We start from the raw sequence: 21852 nt of genomic DNA on the forward strand, positions 1-21852 counted from the left end.
CACACCTAACTGAAGCTTTACCTAAACAAAACGGTTTCTTTATTAAACCATTTAACGCAGCACACGAGTAACCCAGCAGCTAAAACAGCAGAAGCGCCAAAAATTAATGCGACGTAACCATAATCAACCGTGCCTTTGATGATTTCTTTAATCGCTAATGCGACATTGGTAATTGGGATCAATGCAGTTTTAGCGGTTAGCTCCATATTTGGCATTAAAGACATCACAATGGGAATGAAGATCCCCATGCTGAGTGGTCCCATGTAGTTTTGTGCTTCTTTAAAGGTTCTGGCGTAAATTGAGATGGCAAGTGTTAGCGACGAAAGCATCACAGCAACAGGAAGCAACAGTGCAAAAATCAAGACAAAGTCTAATAATGCAACCGACGAGAAGGCGTTTTTAATTACGTCTAGCTCGACAAAGCTACTGGCAATTCCTATCCACAGCGCCATGCTGGAGACCGTGATAAGCGCACAGAATATTGAACTGCTCAATACGGTTAAAAATTTACCTAACACCAGCTCCGTGCGTGAGATTGGTGTTAATAACAGCGTCTCTAAAGTGCCACGCTCTTTCTCTCCAGCGCCTAAATCAATAGCTGGATAGCTCGCCCCCATCAATACCAACGGAATTAACATGTAAGGGATAAACGCACCTAACTTCTCGCCTAAATTTTCGCGTTTGTCAGCAGTATCCACTTTAGTAATCGATATGGGTTGGAGCACTGCCGCTTGCTCCGCTTGCGACAATCCCAGTGAGGTTAACTTCACCGCTCTGAGTTCATCAGAAAACTTCTTAGCAAGTTTAGACAAGCGGTCGTAAATAAAGTTGATAGATTGCGCATCGTTAAACACGATTTTCCATTCACTTTTTACGCCAGACTCTAGATTTTCAACCGGATCGGATGGAATAAAAATCCCAACATCGATCACGCCACTTCGTACCGCATCACTCAATGCTTCGACGCTATCAAGCTTGAGCTCACCTGCATATTTCTTAAAACTTTTATGATAAAAAACCTGCTCAGAGAACTTTTCAGCATAGGCTTCATTTGCGATGTAATACGTATGAACTTCTTGCTTCGCTTCCATGGCGGCTTGTGAAGCCATAAAGCCGACTAAAGCCATAATCACGGGAAATACCAACATCGGTAGTGCAATCACAAAAAACAGTGTTTTGCGGTCGCGCAGCAGCTCTCTAATTTCTTTTAAAAATACCTCAAACATGCTGTGCTCCCGTTAACAAATTTAAAAATGCTTGATTTAGCTCTTCACTTTGCCCCTTCACTTTAAACTCAGCTAAACTGCCATCAAAACAGGTGATCCCTTTATCGATCACAGACACCCTATCGCACAATAATGCAACTTCATCTAAGTGATGGGTAGAAAATATAACGGGTGTACCACGCGCTTTGAGGTCGCGAATAAAAGAGATAACCGTTTGTGTGGTCATAATATCAAGACCCGTCGTTGGCTCGTCTAATACGACGACTTTAGGATTGTGTACCACCGCCCGTGCAATATTGGTCTTTTGTTTCATACCGGTCGATAGGTGTTCAGCCCTTTTATCTAAAAAGGTTTCCATTTCCAGGCGCTGAAACAGCTCATCGCATTTCGCTTTTAATGCTTTTCCTTTTAAACCATGGAGTCGTGCAAAATATTCAACATTTTCTTTGGCGGTAAGACGTCCATATAAACCAGTTGACCCTGATAAAAAACCGATGGCTTTGCGTGCAACAACTGGCTTTTTCACAATATCCTGACCATCCACTAAAATAGTACCGGCATCCGGCGTCAGTGCAGTTGAGAGCATACGCAAAGTGGTGGTTTTTCCCGCCCCATTGGGGCCGAGCAATCCAAGTACTTCACCTTGCCCACAGTGCAGGTTAACCTCTTCTACACTGTGAAAAAAACCATCACGCTCGCGAGGATCCGTCTGACTCTTTTTCTTTTTGTGCTCGCGAGTCAGGGCGAAGCGTTTTTTTAATCCATTGATAGTTATCATGCTATTTCCTTCTTTTCGGCCTGAAATAGTCCGTATTTTGATAAAACTCTAAATCTTGTGGCTCATGCCAGTTTGGGATCCCAAGCAGCGGAATAGGTGACATTTTGGTATTGTCTTCAAGCAGCCCATCATTGATCAGTGCAACCAATTTATCATCTAACCAACGATATTGTTCGCTTAGTGAAAGTTGCCAAAATGCGGCATCAACATTGATACACACCAGTTTTCCCGTCAGCCCAATAAAGGGATTGGTTAGCATCTCGTAGTTTGCGTGGCCAAATACGAAAGGTTTTAGGTTTTGCTGCCATTCTGAACGATTATCGTAAAATACATTCTGCCATTGGTGTGATTTAAAGGCATCACGCCATTTATCATCATCGATTGCCAACACCAAACCACACTCATCAAAGAGTGTTAACGCGTTACGCTTTTTACTCCGCTGCTTTAAACCAAACTGTGCTATTTCTTCGATATGTAGGGCATTTAACAAAGCTTTTGTTTTTGGGAATAAACACCAAATCAACGCGCCAAATAAATCGTGCCAGTTTTGACTACGCGTCGGTACCTGATGGGTTTCAAAGATAATCTCTTCATAGTATTTATCGCCAAAGTCTATCGTTTCATCGGCCACAAAGCGGGTATCATATTGTTGCAAGCTAATGCTGTTTACGTGAGAAGACAGCCACTGGGGGCTTGGCCAGGCTTGTTGACTTTTTAAGTCAAAAAGCTGATTTAAATGGGAAAATGGCTCAGCATGTAAACATGTAACCTGCCACGCCTCAGGCGCTGTAAACTTTTTCATTTGATTGAGATACTTATCATGCAATTAGCCGACTATTTTACTGAAGCGCTTGATACTTGGCAAAAGCCAATTGTAAATGAGCGTAACAGGCTACGTCACACGCTAAAATGAGGATAGCGATTAAAAACAATGCAATGATCTGTTCCACAACGGTTGTTTCATTAATTTCTATCTCCTCTAGCCGTCTTGTCCCGCTCGAACTTTTACGCATTTTATGTTACTACTTATGGGTTCCTAACAAGTAAAAGAAAGGCAATTATGAAACTTAAACTGACGCTCAGCGCTCTATCTATGGCGGTGCTGGCGGGCTGTGTTAGCACTAGCAATAGCCCCCAAGACATCGATACTGCATACAATAGTATTAACGATGCTCAACTCAGAGCCCATATTAAAACCCTTGCCTCTGACGAATTTGGCGGCCGTGCTCCGTCAACAAAAGGTGAAGAGCTAACGCTTGCCTATTTAACCAAACATTTTAAAGCGCTTGGCTATCAGCCTGGCAATGGCAACAGCTTCTTGCAAGAAGTGCCACTGGTTTCGCTTGAAGCCGATCCTAATATGACGTTAACAATCGGTGGCAAAAACTACGAATATAAGAAAGACATGGTGATGGGCTCGGCCCGTATCAGCGAACTCGAATCAATCAAAGATTCAGAGCTGGTTTTTGTTGGCTATGGCGTAAATGCCCCAGAGTACGACTGGAATGACTACGAAGGCCTAGACGTGAAAGGCAAGACAGTGGTGATGCTAGTAAACGATCCAGGCTTTGCTAATCCTGATTCGGGTAAATTTACCGGTGAAGCTATGACCTATTATGGTCGTTGGACGTACAAATACGAAGAAGCTTCACGCCAAGGCGCAGCAGGTGCGATTATTGTTCACGAAACAGCGCCGGCTTCTTATCCTTGGAGCGTAGTAGAAAATTCTTGGAGTGGCCCACAGTTTGGCTTCCAAAAAGAAAATAACAATATGGACCGCGTTGCGGTTGAAGGTTGGGTAACGGTAGACGTTGCTAAAGAGCTGTTTCAAAAGGCTGGACTTGATTTTGACACAGCAAAGAAAAAAGCTGCTGAAGGCGCATACCACGTGGATATGGGCAACCTAAGCGCGTCAGTTACCGTCAAAAACACCATCAAAAAATCAACTTCGTATAACTTTATCGCCACCCTGCCAGGTAGTAATAAGTCAGACGAGCACATCATCTACTCAGCACACTGGGATCATTTAGGTACCGATCCAAACCGTAAAGGTGACCAAATTTATAATGGTGCGCATGATAATGCCAGCGGCACAGGCGGTATGATTGAGGTAGCTGAAGCCTTTACTAAACTGCCAACTCGCCCTAGCCGTTCAATTACGTTTTTGGCTGTGACGGCTGAAGAGCAAGGTCTGTTAGGCTCAAAATTTTATGCCGCAAACCCTGTTATTCCAGCAGAGAAAACCGTTGCTAACATCAATATGGATAGCCTAAATTTATTGGGTAAAGTAACAGACATCAGCGTAGTTGGTATTGGTAAATCTGAGCTTGATGAAATACTAGAAACCGCAGCAAAAGCGCAAGACCGTGTCGTTTCGGGAGATCCGCGTCCTGCCGCTGGTGGTTACTATCGCTCTGATCACTTCGCATTTGCGAACATGGGTGTGCCTGCAATGTACGCAGGTGGTGGAACTGAAGCACGTGACGAAGAGACTGAAACCTATCGTAAACGTATGGGTTTAGTATTGCGCGGTTGTTATCATCAGCCGTGTGACCGCTACCGTGAAGAGTGGGATTTAAGTGGGGCGATACAGGATCTACAGCTGTTCTTTAAAGTTGGCTATGATGTCTCTGAGCAAGACGCTTGGCCAAAATGGAAAGCAACCGCAGAGTTTCAAAGAAAATAATGCAAATGATATTGATTTTCATTTAAAATGAAATTAAAGTGCAACTTAGACAATACACGGGTTGCACTTTATGTTTTCATCTCTACTTCGATACTCTCAACCAGCACATGGCGCTAAGGTGAGTTTGTTGTTCAACAAGCGGTTGATTTTACCCCTCGTTATTATTGTACTAATGGCATTTGAAACGGCGAGACCAATTGTGGTCAGCGCGCTGAGCGATGCATTCTTTCAAGTCAGCGTTTTTGTTGCCGCTACCCTGCTCGTGTACTACTTTCTTGTTGACAGAATTCCACAGCTTAATCTCAGTTATCTGAGTACCAAATCCCCTATTCTCGAAATAGCCATGGCCTCAATATTAGGCGCGCTGCCCGGCTGTGGTGGCGCGATTATCGTGGTCACCCAATTTACCAAAAAACAAGCGAGCTTTGCTTCAGTTGTCGCAGTGCTTACTGCGACGATGGGAGATGCTGCGTTTTTACTGCTCGCCAAAGAGCCGCTGACAGGCCTCACTATCATTGCGATGGGCGTTGGTGTGGGTATTGTGAGTGGGCTATGTGTGCACTTAATTCATCAACCCGACTTTTGTGTCCCGCAGACCATCAATGAGGTCGAAGAAGAAACCTTACACGCGAGCCGTGCGTTTAGTCTAAGCCGTAAGGTGTGGAAGCTGTGCTTACTACCTAGTCTTGCAATTGCACTCGCGATTGCTTTTAACGTCGATTTAGCACCTTTTGATGCAGAAATTGCTTGGCTTGGTGCAGCATTATGCCTTTTTGCTGTTTGTGTGTGGGCACTTAATTCAAAGGGCGTAAGCTATAAAGATATCACCTGTGAGGAAGGTGAATGCGACCCACCGTCAAAACTCACTAGAGTGCTACAGGACACGCATTTTGTGACCGCTTGGGTCGTTGCAAGCTTTTTGCTTTACGAGCTATCTACTGCGTATTTAGGGCTTGATCTCGCGGTTTGGTTTAAAGACTATGCGCTGTATGCACCACTGGTGGCCATTCTTGTCGGATTATTACCAGGCTGTGGCCCCCAAATTGTTGTTACAACGCTTTACCTGCAAGGTGTCGTGCCATTTAGTGCCCTGGCAGCCAATGCCGTTGCTAACGATGGCGATGCGTTATTTCCAGCGATAGCACTGGCACCAAGGGCGGCGCTATTTGCCACCATCTACTCTGCAGTGCCTGCATTTATCGTGGGCTACGGCCTCTACTACATTAACTTGGCTTAATACTTGAGTACGTCGACGAAATGCTCTGACGCAGCTCAGTGCGCTGGTGTTAACAAGACTCAGTGCGCTGGCTCATACACGATCTGGCAGTTTAGGGTTATGAGTTCAACCAAATATGACCGTTCGTAACTGATTAATTGCCGAAAGAGCGAATAGCGGGTGGTCAAATAAACTTATTTTTGGACAAAAATGTTTTAGGTCGTCGGCTGTATTAGACGAATTTCGAATAAAAATTTCTATGGGCTAGCACCGCATTAAGTAGTGAGAAACGCAATACAAAAGCCTCAGCATGCCACCTTAATCACTAAAATCAACGCATAGCGAAAATGCCACGCGTTGCGAATCACTCTTATACAGACTGTTAGGGCTGAAACTCTTTCATTTGCCCATTTTCCAATATATGCTCAATAACCCCATATGATTCAGATGCTGAGATTTTTACAAATCCACTTTCTTTCAGTCTAGTAATAGCAATATCGGCTGACATTTCTGCACTGATAGGGAAAAAAGCACCCTCCGGTTCAGAATGCATAAAAAAGTCACCTAGTGGGGCTTTGCAGTGTTGACAATGATTCATGTAGTAAAATGAATCGGTCGTTGCGGAATAATCCAAGTAATAACTTTTGAAGTGTAGATCCAAGTATACTCTCAGTCTCTCTGGGATAAAGCTGACGTATAAATACTTGGTTAATCCTTCAGAGCGCTCATCACTTTCAGTGTCGATTGTGCCATGACTAGCAAAGGTAATGACTTCAGATGGTTTGTCGCACTTCCAGCAAAGCTCTGTCGATTGAAGCAGATAAAATGGAGAGATAGCTTTTTGCGATGCATGATCATCATAAATCGGTAGCCAATTTTCGAATGGTCCCGTATCTAAACCTTTTGGAACAAACCACTTCTTTCTCTCTGAGTGCCAACGAGCGCCCAACGACTTTACTTTCTCTTTATCCTCAAATGGAACTTCTAAATATGTTATTTCATCCATAAAAAGCTACCTATTTCGATAAGCCCTAACGCCGCGTAAAGGCGTGGAATAACGTTTGCTACGCTTGAGCTAAGCGAAATCGGCACACGTTATGGAATCGCTCTTAAACGCTTTGTTATGTACGTAGTTTGATATCTTGCGTTGAAAACAAAGGTTTTACTTGCTTGGCTTCATCTTGATAACGATTTCGTGTATCCCACAAGTCCACAGCATGTTGAATGTTAAGCCAAAACTCAGGTGTATTCCCAAGTGCAGCCGCTAACTTGATTGCAAGTGGAGCAGTCAGAGTACCACCATTAATTAAGTTACTGATGGTGTTCCTATGTACACCCATAGCTTCTGCTAATGTTTTTGATGTAATCTCCATTGGCTCCAAGAATTCAACTTTGAGCATTTCTCCTACACCAACTGGACGACGTTTAGTTCTGCGCATTATCCTAACCTCAGTACTTATGAGGGTCTAAATAGGTGTCTTCTGCTACACCGTCAACCCACTTAAAAATCAAACGATACTGTTTATTCACCCGTATCGAACACCAACCTTTCAGATTGCCTTCAAGATGTTCAAACCGATTACCCGGTGGAACTCTTAGATCTGATTCAGCTTTTGCTGCATCTAGGATTTCAAGCTTTCGATACAGCGCATTCTCTATAGTTTTAGGAATCAAGCGATGACGCTTATCTTCCTCATAAAATGCTTCAAGCCAATCATCTTTAAAATTTACTGACATATCCTCGCACTGTTTTACTGTGCATCTATAGTGAAATACTATCGCACAAAAGAGATGTGCACAAGTTGGAAGGACAAGAAAGTACATAACGCCGCAAATAAACGGCAAAAATTAGTTGGCTATAATTTGTGAGGAACGAGCAAAGCCAACTGGTTTTTGTCCGAGCTTTTAAGTTGCTTTGTTATATGACCAATAGCTTCTATTTTGAAAAAAGCTTTTTGAATAACTCTTCTGATTGCTTAATGCCTTCATCGGTCAATTGCACTGACTTTGCCTTACCAACCGGATCACAAATTAGACCTTTTTCATAAAGCCTATTCATAACTTCCCAGTCAATTTGTTTCCAAGCTCGGCCATAATCATGCAAGGTGAGATGTAATAAAGCTAAAGCTGCTTCATCTATTTTATTTTCATCTATATCCATTCAACACTCCAAAACCTGATGGGCATATAACGAGCCTGTAGAATAACTCGTTTCAAATTTGTTTTTGTAATCAACAAACGATAACTGAGTTCCTATTTTGATTCAATCGTTTAGTTGGGTGTGAGTTGTTATTTTAGGGCGTTTTTTTAAGCTGGTTTGTTGTGGCTTGAGAAGCGCTTCGGAGCTGTTAAGTCAGGTTATTCTTGGCTTACGACACCCTTTCTCGTAACTTTTCGATATTGTGAACAAGGCAGTATAGCTGCCATTGAGCATTGACTTTTACTTGGCCGCGTAATGTGAGCTTATTCATCCCTTTATTCACCGTGATGTTGCCGAATACAGGTTCGATACATCCAAGTCGTTTGCTGTATTGTCGTCGCCCCATTGGGCTGTCTATTTTAACCTTCATTTTGTCGATATAGCTGAGTTTTTTACGTGATTCATCATTTTTAAACTGTACTTGTCGGCCTGTTTTTATCGGAGGCTTTCGCATGCACTGCTGTTGTAGTGGACATACTTTGCAATCTTTTAAGTAACCACAGAATCGCGTGTATTCTTGGTTGTAGCTTTTTACATTGATACCGCTTCGCCACATCTCGTTCCCTGCGGGACAGCGGCAGGTTTGTGTTGCTTCATCATAATGGAAGTCGTCTGAGGTAAATAAGCGTGGCTTGCCTTTACTGCGTTTTAATCGGCGCTTTTCTTGCTCTGTTTCGTAGGTTTCGCTCTCTTTAAACAGTGGGTTGCGTTTTCTAAATTGGTTATCAGCTATGTAAGTATCAAAGCCACTTTGCGCCATGAATTCAAGGTTCGCTTCACTATTAAATCCACTGTCTGCGGTAAATTTAATGGCCTGTTTGTTAGAGAATTTATCACTGTTCAGTTTTTCAAGTTGTCGTTTTAATTGCTCAACGGCTGGCTGCAGTGTTTGTTGCTCGCCCACCGAGCCCCATGCCTGTGCTTGTAGTATAATTTGATGTTTATCATCGTTTATCGCTATCCCGTTATAGCCTTGAATTGTGCCTTTTGACGTGGTCATTTTCGCGCTGTCTGGGTCGGTAATATTACTTTTAACCGGCTTACCTTTACTGCCTATTTTTCTGTATCTGTGGCGAGGAACCTTGTGATTTTCGCCACGCTTTTATCTAGCTTTTCTTTTTGCTTCAAGTCCTGAGTGACTAGCTCTTCACTTAGGCCGTCTTGTGCTTGATGGCGCTCAATTATGCGTTTGCTTGCGCGTTCTAATTTGGCTTTTCTACGGCCTAGCTCATCGAGTGTACCGCTCCACTCCTTGCTCGCATTCGACTTTAACTTGCAGCCATCAATGGCAAACATGTTGCGGCCTATCAAGCCTTCTTCATCACATATCATCAGCACTTGTGTGAATAGCGGTTCAATCTGTTCGTGCATTTTAGCCACAAAACCCGCTATTGATGTGTAATGCGGCTGAAGATCCCCTGACACACTCATGAACAGAATATTGTTCTCACAAGCCTTGGCTATTCGCCGACTACTGATTAAACCATGTGCATAGCCCAGTAAAATAACCTTTAACATCACCGCGGGCGGATACGCCGCAGCGCCTGTTTTGTCGTTGTTATACCAAGCGTCAAAGCCCGACAAGTCGAGTTTATTTTCGACAATATAACAAAGGGCATATTCAAAGGTTCCCGGCAAAATTTGCTCAGCGAAATTGATTGGAATAAATTTATTTTGGCAGGATAAGTCTGGCTTGTAGTTGGCCATTACAGATTACCGTGGGTGAATAATAGCTATTAGATCACAGTAACTTACTCGATTCAAGGTTAAGAAACAGTCAATCCAAAACCAATAATCCAGTACCTGAAAAGAGTAATTCTACAGCCTCAACGCCCTGCTAAACGGCACAAAATGCTTGGCTAAAATTTGCGAGGAACGAGCACAGCCAAGCTTTTTGTGTCCGCCCTTTAAGCACTTTGTTAAGTTACTAAAACTCTAAGCAATATACGCCTGCTTCACTAGCCCATTTTTTAATTTCAGATATGACACTATCGTTTTGAATGTAAAAAACATTCGTGTAATCCCAACTTTCAAAATACACTGCATTAAATTCGGGTAGAACTAATTTGCAGAATTTATCTGACGAATCGTTATCACCCGCTGGTTGTAAGTAATCTAACATAGCTTCTTGAGAGCTAAATTTTCTAAAGCATGGGTAACACTTATCCCATTTGCCTTTGAACTTGAAATTAAGCACTTCAGTATTTGCTGCCATTATTTTAGCAAAATTGTACAACGCTTCATTTCTCTGCAAATGCACTTCTCTTGAAGGGTAATCATTTTGAAACTCTTCACGAGTTAACCAATGAGCAAAAACCGATACGGCTACTCTTTTATAGTGAGATGAATCTTCGGCACCGTAAATCTCAAATAGTTCTGGGAAATTGGAGTTAAGCTCTTTTTGCCTATATTTGCTTAAATTTATAAATTTACGCACGCACAATCCTAGTAACTTAACGCCGCAATATGGGGCGTATAAATGCTTGGCTAAAATTAGCGAAGAATAAGCGCCAACCAAGCGTTAGACGTCCCATTTATAATTGCCTTGTTAGCTATACTATGCACCAATATAAGAGTTGATTAAAACACCAGACATACCAACTACGATAAAACCGAAAAAGAAAATAATGACGGTTCGCTCTGGTATCGCATGCACAATTAAAGACGGCATTTGTTTAAAAATGACTAAAGGCGGAACAAACAATACAGAATGACATTCAAATTTTTGATATTGCTTCCATACTTTTAAAAGAAACAACTTTACGCCTGTTAAATACATTAATACAAAGGTAGAAGCACCCAGCACCTCGATTAAAGCCATTAACTCCATGCCCATCATGATTTCAGGGCCAGCCATTAAGAAAACAATAATTATTGCTAGTGAATGCCAAATGCTTTTTGACATTAAATCTTTGATTCGTTCAAACACTAACCCCTCCTTGTATAGCTAACGCCCCACTTAGGGGCAAATACCGATGTTATTGCATGGCACTTCAACACCGAAATCAATGCATACCAAAAATGCCACGCGTGCTGAATCCCTCTTGAACTGTTTGTTAGCTTTTCACACTTCGAATGCTACGCTGCAGCAAGCTCTTCGATAACCTCACCAGCTTTTTGTATTAACTGCTTATCAGATGGCAATGATATAACTTTCCTATTTTTAGCTATATCTCTTATCACTGGCTCAAATTCATTTCGCGCAAATCCCTCGCGATCACTTGAGGCATACATATCGCGCAGGAAGTCGGGTACATCGTTTGATTTAAACTCACCAATAACCGTTTCCGCTTCCTCTTCATTTAATAGGTAATCAAACGCGAGTTTTCCAAAAACTTCTTCAACTATTCCTAGCATCTCCTTCGCATCGTCCTCAATAAACTCATCAAGAATAGCTGATGCAGCAGCATTAGCAGCCGTCCCTCCTGCAAAAGCCCCTAATAAACCACCAATAATGCCTCCTGCCGCAGTACCTATTACAGGTATAGCTGAACCTAGAGCTGCCCCTCCAGCAGCCCCAGCCATCCAGCCTCCTGTACCTCCCGCAACACCTGAAGCGGTAGATGCAACATTCTTAAATAGTTGCGCCCCAGAACAGCGGCCTTGGAACATGCGAACAAAATCGACAGACGAAATAACTAAAGTTGTGACGACACCCGTAACAATATTTCCGCGCAGAAGCTTGCTGACATGGTTCATTGCTGCGGCTCCATATATTGCATTGCCCGAACGCAGACCATTAGCTATCCAAGCGGCAGCTTTTGGCCCCATTTGTTGAACGACCCAATCCGTAGCACCTCGCAACCCTTGCTCAATTCCTGTTCGACCAAGTTGAGCAGTAATAATACTGCTAACCCAAGCAACACCACCGACTTTTAATCCAACATAACAAGAAGATTCCAGAGCTTTCTCCCAGTCTTCCCCGTTCCACAAACTGACAGCAAAAGAAACGGCGGCAGAAATACCCATAGCCGTTCCAGCTAATTTGATCCCGTTAACAGCGTCATAGGTTAGACTTTCGATGGTGCCAAATTTTGCAATATTACGCACTTGTTCATAGGTGAAAGTGCCCTTTTTGACAATATCTTTAGCCAACTCTGGATCTGTTACGCCTGGAACCTGACCTTTCTTAATTCTGTTTTCCATAGCTTGTACTGCAGAATCATATTTATCAGAAGGAACTTCGATCTGCATAGGGGTACCATCACTGTTCAGATAACGAAAAGTTCCCTCTTCAAAACATTCACTGATACACTTTGATCCAGAATTACAATATTTGGTTTGAATCTTTACGCCATCAACTAATCTGTCAGCTCCATTTTTAGCATTATCTCCTCCCACAATTTTGGCATCTTTACCAGTAAAAACATCATATAGATGGTTGGCTTTTTCTGCTGCGAATCCATGTCCTCGGCTTGCACCCAAAATAACATTTTCCGCATAGTTTTCTGAGCTTCCAATCACTCCAGCTGCAGTACCAACAGCCTCTTCACTTTTAAATTTGGAAGCTCGTTTAAGGTTTTCTCCACCAGATTCGCCAAGTCTCATTTCGGCATAAAGGCCGAGTAGCTTGATCAACTTGCATATTTCTAGTTGTTTATTATTCAAAAATCTATCCTTGTAAAGCTAACGCCTCGTTAAGAGGCAATAAAATAGTTGACTAAAATTAGCGACGAAGGAGCAAAAGCCAACTGTTTTTGTCCTGCTTTAACGACTTGTTATATTGCTTACTATTTTTTAAATTCAATACTAAATAACTAGAAACTATCTCCAAGATTAGGGTAATTAGTAGTTAGATAAGTATCATCTAAATACTGCCACCGCCAAAATGCACTAAAGGGATGACTAGCGTCTAACATTGCTTCAATCGTTTCTAGAGCTCCCTGCTTATTTGTTCTACCAGTAGATGGATTTTTTAGTAACCTACGTGCATTGATAAATGTGCACATGCAATCAAATATTTGTTCCATTAATGCTTCACGACTAACCCCACGTAATGCTGTTGAAGAATTGTTATAGCATAACTTTAATAGTTCAATTGTATTTAGTGTTTCAATGCTTGGAGCATCTGACGATGCTTCAACCAATATGTCGCTATTAGGGGTCGGAAAAGCTTTCAAGCGTATTTCCCTACAAACATTTATAGAAGAGTCTGTACAATCGAGAAGATTTAAATGGCCATTACTTTTTATCCCATTACATCGACTACATGAATAAAACAAATTATTCCAATCCATTCTGCCGCCACCAGACGCTTGAGGGATAAAGTGTTCAATTTCAACATCATGAATATCACTGCGTTCACATAAGTAACACTTTTCATGAAACACAAATTTCAATGCATTTACAACGGCAGGTTGATTATAGGTAGAGCCACTTGATAAACATGCTGGAGCATTGGCAGGACGAGTTACATTAAACAATTTTTTTATCCTTCTAAATCTTCAATAGCTTGTTTCGCCATAACTAAAGCCAACTTTGATTTAGAATCCAAACTCCCTTCTACAGCAGATAATTTTTCAATTAATGCGCTTACCTTATCTTGGTTATTTTTAATATCAGATGTTAATGATGTCAGTTCATCTGTCACTTGATTTAAATCATCAGATCTTGTGCTTACACCTAGCAGTCCCTTCGTTATAGCTTCATAGGAATATAAAGAAAGATCTTCTAGTTGTTCTAGTTTACTCAGATCAAATATAACGGCGTTATCAACGGACTGAAGAACAAATGGTGAATGTGTGGATACAATGAACTGGATATTAGGGTAGGCGTTATCTAAAAAGGACAAAATTTTCTTTTGAAGAGATACATGCAAATGTGCATCGATTTCATCAATAATTACAATGCCAGTTAGCTCCTTCGAATCAATACCTCTTAATTCAGTTTTCATCAATAAATCTACATAAACATTTAATATAGATGAATAACCCGAAGACAATTGAGAGAATTTATAAGGTTGCTTACCATCTTGTTTAATATAAAATATTTTTTCTTTTTCTCGGTACTCTAACTCTAGGCTCAAATCTTCAAATAGATGTCTAAGATCGGAAGTGATATTTGCTAACCAGCTATCAACTAATTTCTTTTCTTCTTCATCTTGCCTTAAAGCAAATGCCATATATCCAGCATTCAAAAATGTTACTAAGTAAGTCTCGAAGTTGCTAGACATGTCTACTTTCAAGTCCTGCTGTTTAGCAGTATTCTGCATTGACTGAACGGTAGAATTCCCACTTTGCCCATTACTTGCCGATTTATACTGACGAGTAGCTTCAAACATTCTTAACAGTAAGTTTTTTTCCGTATTAATTTTTACTGAGTGCTCAAAATTATCAAAGGTTAAAGCACAGTCGTTTTGCCCACGAAATTTTAATAACTGTATTTTTTGTTGTTCCAAAGCCTCTAAATAGTTATTTCTAGTATGTTCGTCTAAATTAGGCTGTTTAAGAGCGTTTTCAAAGTTAGTAATATTGCGTTCAACATTAATTAGTTGCCTAGATCTATTTGCATCTAAAGAAGAATTTATTGCGGCAAATAACTGTTTTAAAAATTGCGTTTTGCCACAGCCATTACCACCTGTAATAATTAAATTTTTTCCGTCTAGTACAATTTGAACCTTCTTGTTTGTGAACTGAAGGGTTGCATCTATGTTAGTAATGAATTTATGCACTATTAGATCCTATAATTTTAACTTCATGTAAATATTAACACTTAGCTCTCAGTTAACGCCTAGCAATATAACGTCGCAATATGGGGCGTATTAAGCTTAGCTAAAATTAGCGAAGAATGAGCGCTAGCCAAGCTTTAGACGTCCCACGCATAATTGCCTTGTTAGGTGTTACGATGCATGATAGCTGGTTTTTCTCTAGAAAGTACATGAACCCAATCATCGGCAGTTTGAACACAATAATGAACGATTTGATCATCTTGTGGTGTAACGTTAAACAAAAGTGTACTTTCTTTTAGGTAATTAAGTAAAGAAGAGTTTTTAAAAGTAATAATATTACCGTTTTCAGCGATTTCATCTTTGCTAAAATCATTAGCGCTCTCGCCTATGACTTGATAATAAAGTGCATCGTCAAATTGGATAAAATAGCCGAGAGATTTATCTTGAACTTCGATAGCTCGTAAATTTGAGATTTTACTTCCTTCAACGATCTCTAAATCTTCTTTTTGAGTCGAAAGCGCAGCTTGACTTAAAGTTATAGTCAATTGTCCATCATGTGATTCAACAGAATCTAAGAATAAATAATAAAACGGGATTTCGTCTAACTCGGACTTCACCTTGTAACACCTAACGCCGCAAATAAACGGCAAAAATTAGTTGGCTAAAATTTGTGAGGCACGAACAAAGCCAACTGGTTTTTGTCCGCCCTTTTTGATTTTCCTTGTTAGGTATACAAATGCCTTACTAAGGCAAATAAAGCTAATAAAATAAGTACTATAAACAGTAATTGGTGGACTAAATAAAAGCTCTTTACGGCTTTTAAACGAACACTTGAAAAATACGCCTGTTTATAAACAAACCCGAAGACAAGCACCACTGAAAACATAGCCAAGATAAGAGCCAAAGCAATCAGCTTGGTAACAAATGGGTTTAGCAAATTTAAAAGGCTAGAGCCTGCTAATGCAATAAACATAGTGAGAATTGCTGCCTCAAAAAAGGCTTTAAATTTTACTTTTGAGTTTTCCAATTGCACAAATGCTCGATGTATACCTAACAATTTAGTATTTATGCGACACGCAGTTTGTGTTGCATAATCACTTGTTGGACTGAGCTGCTACCCGCTCGATGTCTCAGAGTTGGTGTTATTTATGCTAAGGGAATTTGCTTTTTGGAGGCTCTCACTTTCCTAGCTAGTGTATTCAGTTTAGCTAGTGTTATGTAAGCTTTCCCTGCATTGCTCAGCGCTCATTATGTATTCATTACACCTAAATTTACTTTAATAAGCAATTATATTTTTTTAGCGTACAGAGGTCGCTGGCCTGAGCAATTAAGCAGGTTAACTAATTGATTTTGAGCAGCTATCAAGCTGCTAACTCGTTCGGTCTACTTTGGTCGGTGTTGCATCTAACTTGAATACGCCAATTAGCCGCAAGATACCTACCTTACAATGCTGACAAGGCCAATGCGGTATCAATGTCACGTTTTCTCCTGTCTTTGGCCTCTTTACTCTGCATGTGCATGACGCCTGCGACCTTATCAGCGCTAACTTTCGCTTGCGACATGCATTGGCTAAAAAACCGTAATGCCGAATACGCATAAATCCTTTCGGTAGTACATGCTGCAAATAACGCCGTAAGAATTCGTCATTACTCAGTGTCATCACTTTATCACGATTATCATCCGCGTAATCTCGGTATTTGAAGCTCACCGACTGTGCATTCGCTGATACTAAACGTGATTCAGACATCACGCCTTTTCGGGTATACCGTGCTAGGTAACTTACTAGCTTTTCACTGTAAGCTAAACAGGCTTTGCTATACACGCACCACTTTGTTGGCGTGTTTACCTTCATGAGTGAAGTATTACATTCACTAAGCGCCGCTAGCATTTTTCCTCTAAAGACCGTTGATAACGCTTTAACGGGATATAAATAGCCTTTTTCTATCTCATTCCATTGAGTCTTATCGAGCGTACCTGCTGGGATTAAACAGTGTAAATGAATATGCTGACTTAAATTTTGCCCCCAAGTATGCAAGACGCTAGTCATTCCTAATTGGCCATACCCTTTTCGGTTAGCAAATTTACTCAAGGTTTGCCATGCTGCTTTGAATAAACACTGGTATAAGGCACTTGGGTTATAGTGGGCAATGGCATTAAGTTCATGAGGAAGCGTAAAGACAAGGTGGAAATAGCGGCATGGTAATAAGTTCTCTTGCTGCTTTTGTATCCACCTTGCCGTTGCCATTCCTTGACACCGTGGACAATGGCGGTCTCGGCAGCTGCACCCAATCTGCTGTGACTCACCGCAGTTATCGCACTGCCATGTTTGATAACCGAGCTGACCCGTTCTGCATGATTGAAGATGCTGACAGACGCGTTGCTGCTGATAGCTCATTATATGATGTTGCCGATAATGCCCAAGGCTCGAATTTAAAATATCAGCGAGATGTAAAGTGCTCATGGTTTAACCCAACTTGCGAGTAAATCAACACCACCATGCCCCAATTCGGGTAACCAATGTAAGTAGCTTTGCGTGGTTTTAATATCACTGTGTCCAAGCTGATGTTGAAGTTGGTGCAACGGCATGCCTGATTCAAGTTGATGTGTTGCATAAGCATGGCGTAGTGCATGTGGATTACAGTGAGTTAAGCCGCAATGTCGTGCATGTTCACGTAATGGTCTCCTGAAGCTTGATGCTGACATGGGTTTATCCATTAACCATCGTGAGTAAAACATCCAACCCGTTGGGTGATACATTTTCCAGTAACTACGTAATTGGTTAAGTACGCTATCGGAGGCCACCACATAGCGTGACTTATCTCCTTTACCTTGTTCAATTAAAATGGTTTTTCGCTTTCCATCAATGTCTTGCACTTTAATATGCAAAAGCTCACCAATGCGTAAGCCACAACCATAGCAAACCACAATTAACGTTTTTAATCGCATATCCGTACAGTTTTCTATCAACCGCCGAATATCGTCTCGAGATAAATAGGTTGGTGCGCGAGTCTTCGCTTTTGGTAATGCGATATCTAGGTTCAGCGGTCGGTGTAAAATATGTTTAAACAAAAACCAAATACTATTTATTTGTACTTTTTGGCTTGCTCTAGAGAGTTTACGAATAGCCGGATCATTAAAAAAGGTATTCAGTTCATCATCGGTAATTGAATCGAGTGGTTTATTGAAATAGTGACTCAGTTTAAGTAGATGCTCACAGTAACTTTTGCATGTACGTTGCGAATACCCTAGGTAGGCTATTTCTGTTTTGACTTGTTCTATGAGTGGGTTCATGACTTACCTCCAAGTTATGGGATAACCTCAAGGTAAGTGTGGCTCAGTTGGTGAGAGTAGGATCTCCGCGTAGCGGCTTAGTTCAACAATTTAATATCGAGCGATTGGGTCGTTTTTCTACAGCAATCTGTCTCGTTTTTGTCCCATGACTATTGATAGCAAATTTAGGAAGTACTTACCAGCATTGAAGTTACGTTACATTGATCTAAATGTGAACACGACAAAAACGACCCACAGGGTCGTTTTCCTGACTATGGAAGAAACTCAATTACAATGGATGTATATACAGTTATTTAGGTGAAAGGATGAACGTCAGCTTTTCGCTCAAAGCCACCCTTAGAGCATTTACGTTAACTCATTTCGGGGCAGAAACATGTTAGTGCCGCAGTCCGCACCAGACCAATAACTGAAATGTCAGTATTCATAGCGTTCTATATTTGTACTCTGTCAGGTTAAAAATTAGCACTTATTCACTTAATTGAATAAGTCACTTTATTCACTTGGATGATAATGGCGAATACCATTGTCATCCACCATAACGTAACAGCTATCGTGGTTTTGAAACGCTTTGTAAAACACCTCGTCATAAAGCAGCTTTTCGCTTTTCGTTTCGCCGCCAACTCCTTGATAACTAACCAACATGTGACATTCGTGACAAATAAGCGGATTCACCAAGCGCTTATCAGCAGCTTTGACTACTGCGGTTACTTCATACACTTTACCGTGCTCTTTATTTTTGAACCAAGTCATACACTAATTTCGCTCCAATTAAATCACTCAGCGCTGTTCCTACAGACTTAAACAAAGTAATTTCATTCTCGTTACTTCGACCTAGGTTATTTTTAGTCATTTCGCTAAGCTCTGCAACCACCTTATCGGGGCTAAACTTACCTTCACTGATCGGTAACAACAATTCGCCTGCCTCGTTCAATACATTGGCGCGACTATCTACAAAAACGCGGCTCTTAGTTACCGTTGTGGTATCAATTTCTCGACAATCTTTATGGTGATTGCCAATGCAGTCTATATGCGTGCCATCGCTCAACCACTCTCCATTGAACAAAGGCGTATGACTGCCTGTTGCACAGCTGATCACATCTGCCGAAGCAATAACAGATGCGGTTGCCTGCTGATACAATGAAAATTCCACTCCCTGATGCTGCGAGGACAATAGCTCCAGCAACAGGCGTCCTTTTTCAGAATTACGTGCAATTATTGAAATTTTAATATAATTTCTAACACTTAAATGCGCATTAATCATGTAACTAGCTAAATTGCCTGAGCCAAAGAAAACCAAATGTTTGGCATGTTTAGGTGCTAAATACTCCGCGGCTAATGCTGACACAGCAGAGGTTCTCCACAACGTTACTTCGGTGCCGTCCACAAGCGCGAGCGGCTCACCGAACTGCCTAGAAAACAGCATGATTTTCGAGTAAAGGGAGGCTTTATCGTGCTGATTGTTATCTGGGAAATAGGTAAAGGCTTTTACGCCAATCACATCAGCATTCCAAGCAGGTAAAACAGCAAAAGCGTCATGATTGTTGTGACTATTATCTAGCTCAAAAACTTGCCGTGTTGGTGTACCTGCTGGTTGCGCAAAACCCTGTTTAAGCGCCTGAATTAAGCTTGGGTAGTTGAGGCTATCCGCGACCTCTTGGCGAGCAATAATTTGCATCCTAACTCCTTAGTTCGTTAGCTGAAATACTTGTGGCGCGTGGGTTAAGCATTCAAAACCATTTTCAGTCACCAGTACATCTTCTTCCAAGCGCACACCACCATAATTTGGAATGTAAATACCCGGCTCTATGGTAATGATATTGCCAGCTTCTAATTGGTGATCGACCCCAGGTTTAATAAACGGCTGCTCGTGTAGAAATAGCCCCACACCGTGACCAAGTCCCTCACCTGCGTATTGTGAAAAGTCACTATGACTTAACACATCGTGTGATGCGTTATTTAAATCTATGCAGTTAACGCCCGCTTTTATTAGCGCCAACGCAGCTCGCTGCGCATGTTGGACCGTGTCATAAATGGATTGTTGTTGCTTCGTCGGCTCCCCTAACACGTAACTTCGTGTCATATCAGAGCGGTAGCCACTTATCACCGCACCAAAGTCGATAAGTACTAAATCGCCTAGGTTAAGTTTTGTCTGTCCTGGGTTTCCGTGCGGTAAGGAAGAACGCGCACCAAATAATAGGATTGTGTCAAAAGAGAGACCTTCGGAGCCTAGCTTTTGCATCTGATACTCAAGCTCAATTGCCGCGTCTCGCTCAGTGACCCCTACTTTTAACAAAGGCAGTGTATGGGCAAGCGCCGAGTCAGCTATCTCGGCGGCGCGTTTAATACAGTTAATTTCATCACTATCTTTAACTTGTCTTAGTGATTCCACCCAAAGCGGCGCGGCAATAAGTGTGGTATTTTTTGCACTGATGTTTAATGAGACATAATCTGCGTGACTAATTTGATGCGCTTCAAATGCAAGCTGTCGCGGCCCATCCAATAATCTAAAAATACAATCAGGTAGCGTTTCTTTATCACGATTTCTTAAAATGACTTCGACTCCCACCGCTTCATCGCTAGCACGCTCAAAGTAACGATAATCAGTAATGAGTCGGTGTCGCCCATTTGAAGACATCAACAATGTTGCTGCATGACCGGTAAAGCCGGTTAAATATACAATATTCTCGTAGCCATAAATAATGATAGCGTCACTTTGGTGTTGTTGTAATTTATTGACTAAGCGTTGCTGTCTGGCTGCGTAATCTACATTCATCGTAGTAAAAATCCTCTTACTAATGGATCGTGGTCGTCTAAAATAAATTGGTGTCTGCCTGTTATATAGGCCATGCCCGAAACTATTGGGATTAATGATTTACTATCATCACTAAGTTGATAACAAACATCTAAGCCCAAGCCTAATATACCTTCAATAAAGATATGCTGATTTGCGGCGAGCTCATTTCTGGCGGCAAGAATTGCAGCTCTACCACTGACCCCTGTCCCTGTTGGACTGCGATCTAATTCGCCATCGGCAAAAATGCACACATGCTTACTGTGAGCAGAGTCCGATTTTTGAGAATTGGAATAAAAAATCACACCATATAAAAATGCGAGGCGCGCATCGTCATGCACTAAGCTAATCTGTGTTGCAATTTCTTGTTTAAGCGTTAAACCTAACTGCTGAATGTAAGCTGCATTTGCTGACGTAAGAGCTAAATCGATTGTATCAGCGTCAATATAGGCATAAAACGCACCACCAAATGCGATATCCACTGAGATTAAACCAAATTCAGATGTCTTGACTTGCTTATCAAGTGTCACTACCTCTGCTGGTACATTAGCAAATTCAGCTTGGCCGTCTCTTAGCCATGCGGTAATTAGCCCTGCAGGCGTATCTATCAACAACTGTTTCTTTGCAGGATTGTGCTGTAAAAATAGTGTAGCTAAAGCAATAATCGCATGACCACACATTGTTGAGTATCCTTCATTATGAAGAAATAACACGCCAAAATCGCTTTCTGGTAACTGCTTTTCAACGATAAGCGCACCATACATATCAGCATGACCCCTAGGCTCATACATCAGCGCGGTGCGATAGTGATCAAGATTTTCTACGCAGTATTGCCGTCTATCTAAAATAGTGTTGCCTTGAGGTTCAGGGAAGCCATCGACAATCACCCGTAACGGTTCGCCGGCGGTATGCATGTCAACCGTCTCTATTACTTCCGCGTGGCTCAGTATTTGCTCAAAATCTATTGTTAACGTCATCATACTCTCCGTGACATGAA

At 41.5% G+C, this 21852-nt stretch carries 25 protein-coding genes; 2 read left to right on the top strand and 23 right to left on the bottom strand.

The features are described from left to right. Nucleotides 1-17 precede the first annotated feature (17 nt). The 4 genes from L3V43_RS05570 to L3V43_RS05585 are packed head-to-tail and all read right to left on the bottom strand — an operon-like array spanning nt 18 to nt 3017. Nucleotides 18-1226 (bottom strand): ABC transporter permease, encoded by a 1209-nt coding sequence (locus L3V43_RS05570; protein ID WP_102056757.1) that lies wholly within the window; start codon nt 1224-1226, stop codon nt 18-20. Further along, entirely contained in the window at nt 1219-2004 is a 786-nt protein-coding gene (locus L3V43_RS05575) for an ATP-binding cassette domain-containing protein (RefSeq protein ID WP_102056756.1), read from the bottom strand. Before L3V43_RS05575 ends, L3V43_RS05570 begins: the two co-directional genes overlap by 8 nt. A 1-nt stretch (nt 2005) precedes the next feature. Next, nucleotides 2006-2806, bottom strand: a complete 801-nt coding sequence (locus L3V43_RS05580; RefSeq protein WP_237116121.1) for a DUF3025 domain-containing protein — start codon at nt 2804-2806, stop codon at nt 2006-2008. 37 nt (nt 2807-2843) lie between these two features. Then, nucleotides 2844-3017: a hypothetical protein gene (locus L3V43_RS05585; protein WP_158299109.1), complete on the bottom strand. Its 174-nt coding sequence runs from the start codon at nt 3015-3017 to the stop codon at nt 2844-2846. A gap of 47 nt (nt 3018-3064) precedes the next feature. On the opposite strand from L3V43_RS05585, the gene L3V43_RS05590 reads away from it, so the two are divergent. After that, on the top strand, nt 3065-4690 hold the full coding sequence (locus tag L3V43_RS05590) for a M28 family metallopeptidase (protein ID WP_237116122.1): 1626 nt from the start codon (nt 3065-3067) through the stop codon (nt 4688-4690). Between the two features lie 70 nt (nt 4691-4760). After that, entirely contained in the window at nt 4761-5927 is a 1167-nt protein-coding gene (locus tag L3V43_RS05595; protein WP_211868886.1) for a putative manganese transporter, read from the top strand. 361 nt (nt 5928-6288) lie between these two features. On the opposite strand, the gene L3V43_RS05600 is transcribed toward L3V43_RS05595, so the two are convergent. The 19 genes from L3V43_RS05600 to L3V43_RS05690 form a co-directional block, all read right to left on the bottom strand. Further along, the gene (locus L3V43_RS05600) at nt 6289-6912 is read right to left on the bottom strand and encodes a DUF5710 domain-containing protein (RefSeq protein WP_102056752.1); all 624 of its coding nucleotides are present in this window, start codon (nt 6910-6912) and stop codon (nt 6289-6291) included. A gap of 115 nt (nt 6913-7027) precedes the next feature. Next, complete coding sequence (locus L3V43_RS05605) at nt 7028-7345, bottom strand: HigA family addiction module antitoxin (protein WP_099029135.1); 318 nt, start codon at nt 7343-7345, stop codon at nt 7028-7030. 10 nt (nt 7346-7355) lie between these two features. Further along, nucleotides 7356-7643: a type II toxin-antitoxin system RelE/ParE family toxin gene (locus L3V43_RS05610; RefSeq protein WP_174168916.1), complete on the bottom strand. Its 288-nt coding sequence runs from the start codon at nt 7641-7643 to the stop codon at nt 7356-7358. A gap of 199 nt (nt 7644-7842) precedes the next feature. Next, complete coding sequence (locus tag L3V43_RS05615) at nt 7843-8067, bottom strand: DUF6429 family protein (RefSeq protein WP_099029137.1); 225 nt, start codon at nt 8065-8067, stop codon at nt 7843-7845. A 208-nt stretch (nt 8068-8275) separates the two neighbouring features. Further along, nucleotides 8276-9106 carry a transposase gene (locus L3V43_RS05620; protein WP_237116123.1) on the bottom strand — a complete coding sequence of 277 codons (831 nt, stop codon included), beginning with the start codon at nt 9104-9106 and terminating at the stop codon, nt 8276-8278. Nucleotides 9107-9159: 53 nt separating this feature from the next. Then, nucleotides 9160-9813, bottom strand: a complete 654-nt coding sequence (locus L3V43_RS05625) for a transposase (protein WP_237116124.1) — start codon at nt 9811-9813, stop codon at nt 9160-9162. Between the two features lie 220 nt (nt 9814-10033). Beyond that, nucleotides 10034-10543: a hypothetical protein gene (locus L3V43_RS05630; protein ID WP_102056748.1), complete on the bottom strand. Its 510-nt coding sequence runs from the start codon at nt 10541-10543 to the stop codon at nt 10034-10036. A gap of 120 nt (nt 10544-10663) precedes the next feature. Further along, the gene (locus tag L3V43_RS05635) at nt 10664-11035 is read right to left on the bottom strand and encodes a hypothetical protein (RefSeq protein ID WP_237116125.1); all 372 of its coding nucleotides are present in this window, start codon (nt 11033-11035) and stop codon (nt 10664-10666) included. Between the two features lie 149 nt (nt 11036-11184). After that, nucleotides 11185-12714 (bottom strand): hypothetical protein, encoded by a 1530-nt coding sequence (locus tag L3V43_RS05640; RefSeq protein WP_237116126.1) that lies wholly within the window; start codon nt 12712-12714, stop codon nt 11185-11187. A gap of 149 nt (nt 12715-12863) precedes the next feature. After that, the gene (locus L3V43_RS05645; protein WP_237116127.1) at nt 12864-13529 is read right to left on the bottom strand and encodes an HNH endonuclease; all 666 of its coding nucleotides are present in this window, start codon (nt 13527-13529) and stop codon (nt 12864-12866) included. Nucleotides 13530-13534: 5 nt separating this feature from the next. Next, nucleotides 13535-14776, bottom strand: coding sequence for an AAA family ATPase (locus tag L3V43_RS05650; protein ID WP_237116128.1), 1242 nt, complete (start codon nt 14774-14776; stop codon nt 13535-13537). Between the two features lie 161 nt (nt 14777-14937). Continuing rightward, nucleotides 14938-15390 (bottom strand): hypothetical protein, encoded by a 453-nt coding sequence (locus L3V43_RS05655; RefSeq protein WP_237116129.1) that lies wholly within the window; start codon nt 15388-15390, stop codon nt 14938-14940. A 107-nt stretch (nt 15391-15497) separates the two neighbouring features. Beyond that, a complete protein-coding gene (locus L3V43_RS05660; RefSeq protein ID WP_237116130.1) occupies nt 15498-15806 on the bottom strand; it encodes a hypothetical protein in 309 nt (102 codons plus the stop codon). Nucleotides 15807-16142: 336 nt separating this feature from the next. After that, nucleotides 16143-17234 (bottom strand): IS91 family transposase, encoded by a 1092-nt coding sequence (locus L3V43_RS05665; RefSeq protein ID WP_237116131.1) that lies wholly within the window; start codon nt 17232-17234, stop codon nt 16143-16145. Further along, nucleotides 17231-18064, bottom strand: a complete 834-nt coding sequence (locus tag L3V43_RS05670) for a tyrosine-type recombinase/integrase (RefSeq protein WP_235369044.1) — start codon at nt 18062-18064, stop codon at nt 17231-17233. Before L3V43_RS05670 ends, L3V43_RS05665 begins: the two co-directional genes overlap by 4 nt. A gap of 492 nt (nt 18065-18556) precedes the next feature. Next, nucleotides 18557-18814 (bottom strand): hypothetical protein, encoded by a 258-nt coding sequence (locus L3V43_RS05675; RefSeq protein ID WP_017217477.1) that lies wholly within the window; start codon nt 18812-18814, stop codon nt 18557-18559. Beyond that, complete coding sequence (locus L3V43_RS05680) at nt 18795-19739, bottom strand: ornithine cyclodeaminase family protein (RefSeq protein ID WP_235367467.1); 945 nt, start codon at nt 19737-19739, stop codon at nt 18795-18797. The genes L3V43_RS05675 and L3V43_RS05680 overlap by 20 nt, the downstream gene beginning before the upstream one ends. A 9-nt stretch (nt 19740-19748) precedes the next feature. Next, nucleotides 19749-20837: a Xaa-Pro peptidase family protein gene (locus tag L3V43_RS05685; protein ID WP_237116132.1), complete on the bottom strand. Its 1089-nt coding sequence runs from the start codon at nt 20835-20837 to the stop codon at nt 19749-19751. Then, on the bottom strand, nt 20834-21832 hold the full coding sequence (locus L3V43_RS05690; RefSeq protein ID WP_237116202.1) for a proline racemase family protein: 999 nt from the start codon (nt 21830-21832) through the stop codon (nt 20834-20836). The genes L3V43_RS05685 and L3V43_RS05690 overlap by 4 nt, the downstream gene beginning before the upstream one ends. Nucleotides 21833-21852 lie beyond the last annotated feature (20 nt).

Source organism: Pseudoalteromonas sp. L23 (assembly GCF_021728455.1).
Taxonomy (GTDB): Bacteria; Pseudomonadota; Gammaproteobacteria; order Enterobacterales; family Alteromonadaceae; genus Pseudoalteromonas.

Coding starts and splice junctions, on each gene's coding strand:
- L3V43_RS05675 (WP_017217477.1), bottom strand. CDS start 18,814: ATGACTTGGTTCAAAAATAAAGAGCACGGTAAAGTGTATGAAGTAACC.
- L3V43_RS05670 (WP_235369044.1), bottom strand. CDS start 18,064: ATGAACCCACTCATAGAACAAGTCAAAACAGAAATAGCCTACCTAGGG.
- L3V43_RS05665 (WP_237116131.1), bottom strand. CDS start 17,234: ATGAGCACTTTACATCTCGCTGATATTTTAAATTCGAGCCTTGGGCAT.
- L3V43_RS05615 (WP_099029137.1), bottom strand. CDS start 8,067: ATGGATATAGATGAAAATAAAATAGATGAAGCAGCTTTAGCTTTATTA.
- L3V43_RS05625 (WP_237116124.1), bottom strand. CDS start 9,813: ATGGCCAACTACAAGCCAGACTTATCCTGCCAAAATAAATTTATTCCA.
- L3V43_RS05595 (WP_211868886.1), top strand. CDS start 4,761: ATGTTTTCATCTCTACTTCGATACTCTCAACCAGCACATGGCGCTAAG.
- L3V43_RS05600 (WP_102056752.1), bottom strand. CDS start 6,912: ATGGATGAAATAACATATTTAGAAGTTCCATTTGAGGATAAAGAGAAA.
- L3V43_RS05685 (WP_237116132.1), bottom strand. CDS start 20,837: ATGAATGTAGATTACGCAGCCAGACAGCAACGCTTAGTCAATAAATTA.
- L3V43_RS05680 (WP_235367467.1), bottom strand. CDS start 19,739: ATGCAAATTATTGCTCGCCAAGAGGTCGCGGATAGCCTCAACTACCCA.
- L3V43_RS05580 (WP_237116121.1), bottom strand. CDS start 2,806: ATGAAAAAGTTTACAGCGCCTGAGGCGTGGCAGGTTACATGTTTACAT.
- L3V43_RS05620 (WP_237116123.1), bottom strand. CDS start 9,106: ATGACCACGTCAAAAGGCACAATTCAAGGCTATAACGGGATAGCGATA.
- L3V43_RS05590 (WP_237116122.1), top strand. CDS start 3,065: ATGAAACTTAAACTGACGCTCAGCGCTCTATCTATGGCGGTGCTGGCG.
- L3V43_RS05585 (WP_158299109.1), bottom strand. CDS start 3,017: ATGCGTAAAAGTTCGAGCGGGACAAGACGGCTAGAGGAGATAGAAATT.
- L3V43_RS05605 (WP_099029135.1), bottom strand. CDS start 7,345: ATGCGCAGAACTAAACGTCGTCCAGTTGGTGTAGGAGAAATGCTCAAA.
- L3V43_RS05570 (WP_102056757.1), bottom strand. CDS start 1,226: ATGTTTGAGGTATTTTTAAAAGAAATTAGAGAGCTGCTGCGCGACCGC.
- L3V43_RS05690 (WP_237116202.1), bottom strand. CDS start 21,832: ATGACGTTAACAATAGATTTTGAGCAAATACTGAGCCACGCGGAAGTA.
- L3V43_RS05610 (WP_174168916.1), bottom strand. CDS start 7,643: ATGTCAGTAAATTTTAAAGATGATTGGCTTGAAGCATTTTATGAGGAA.
- L3V43_RS05575 (WP_102056756.1), bottom strand. CDS start 2,004: ATGATAACTATCAATGGATTAAAAAAACGCTTCGCCCTGACTCGCGAG.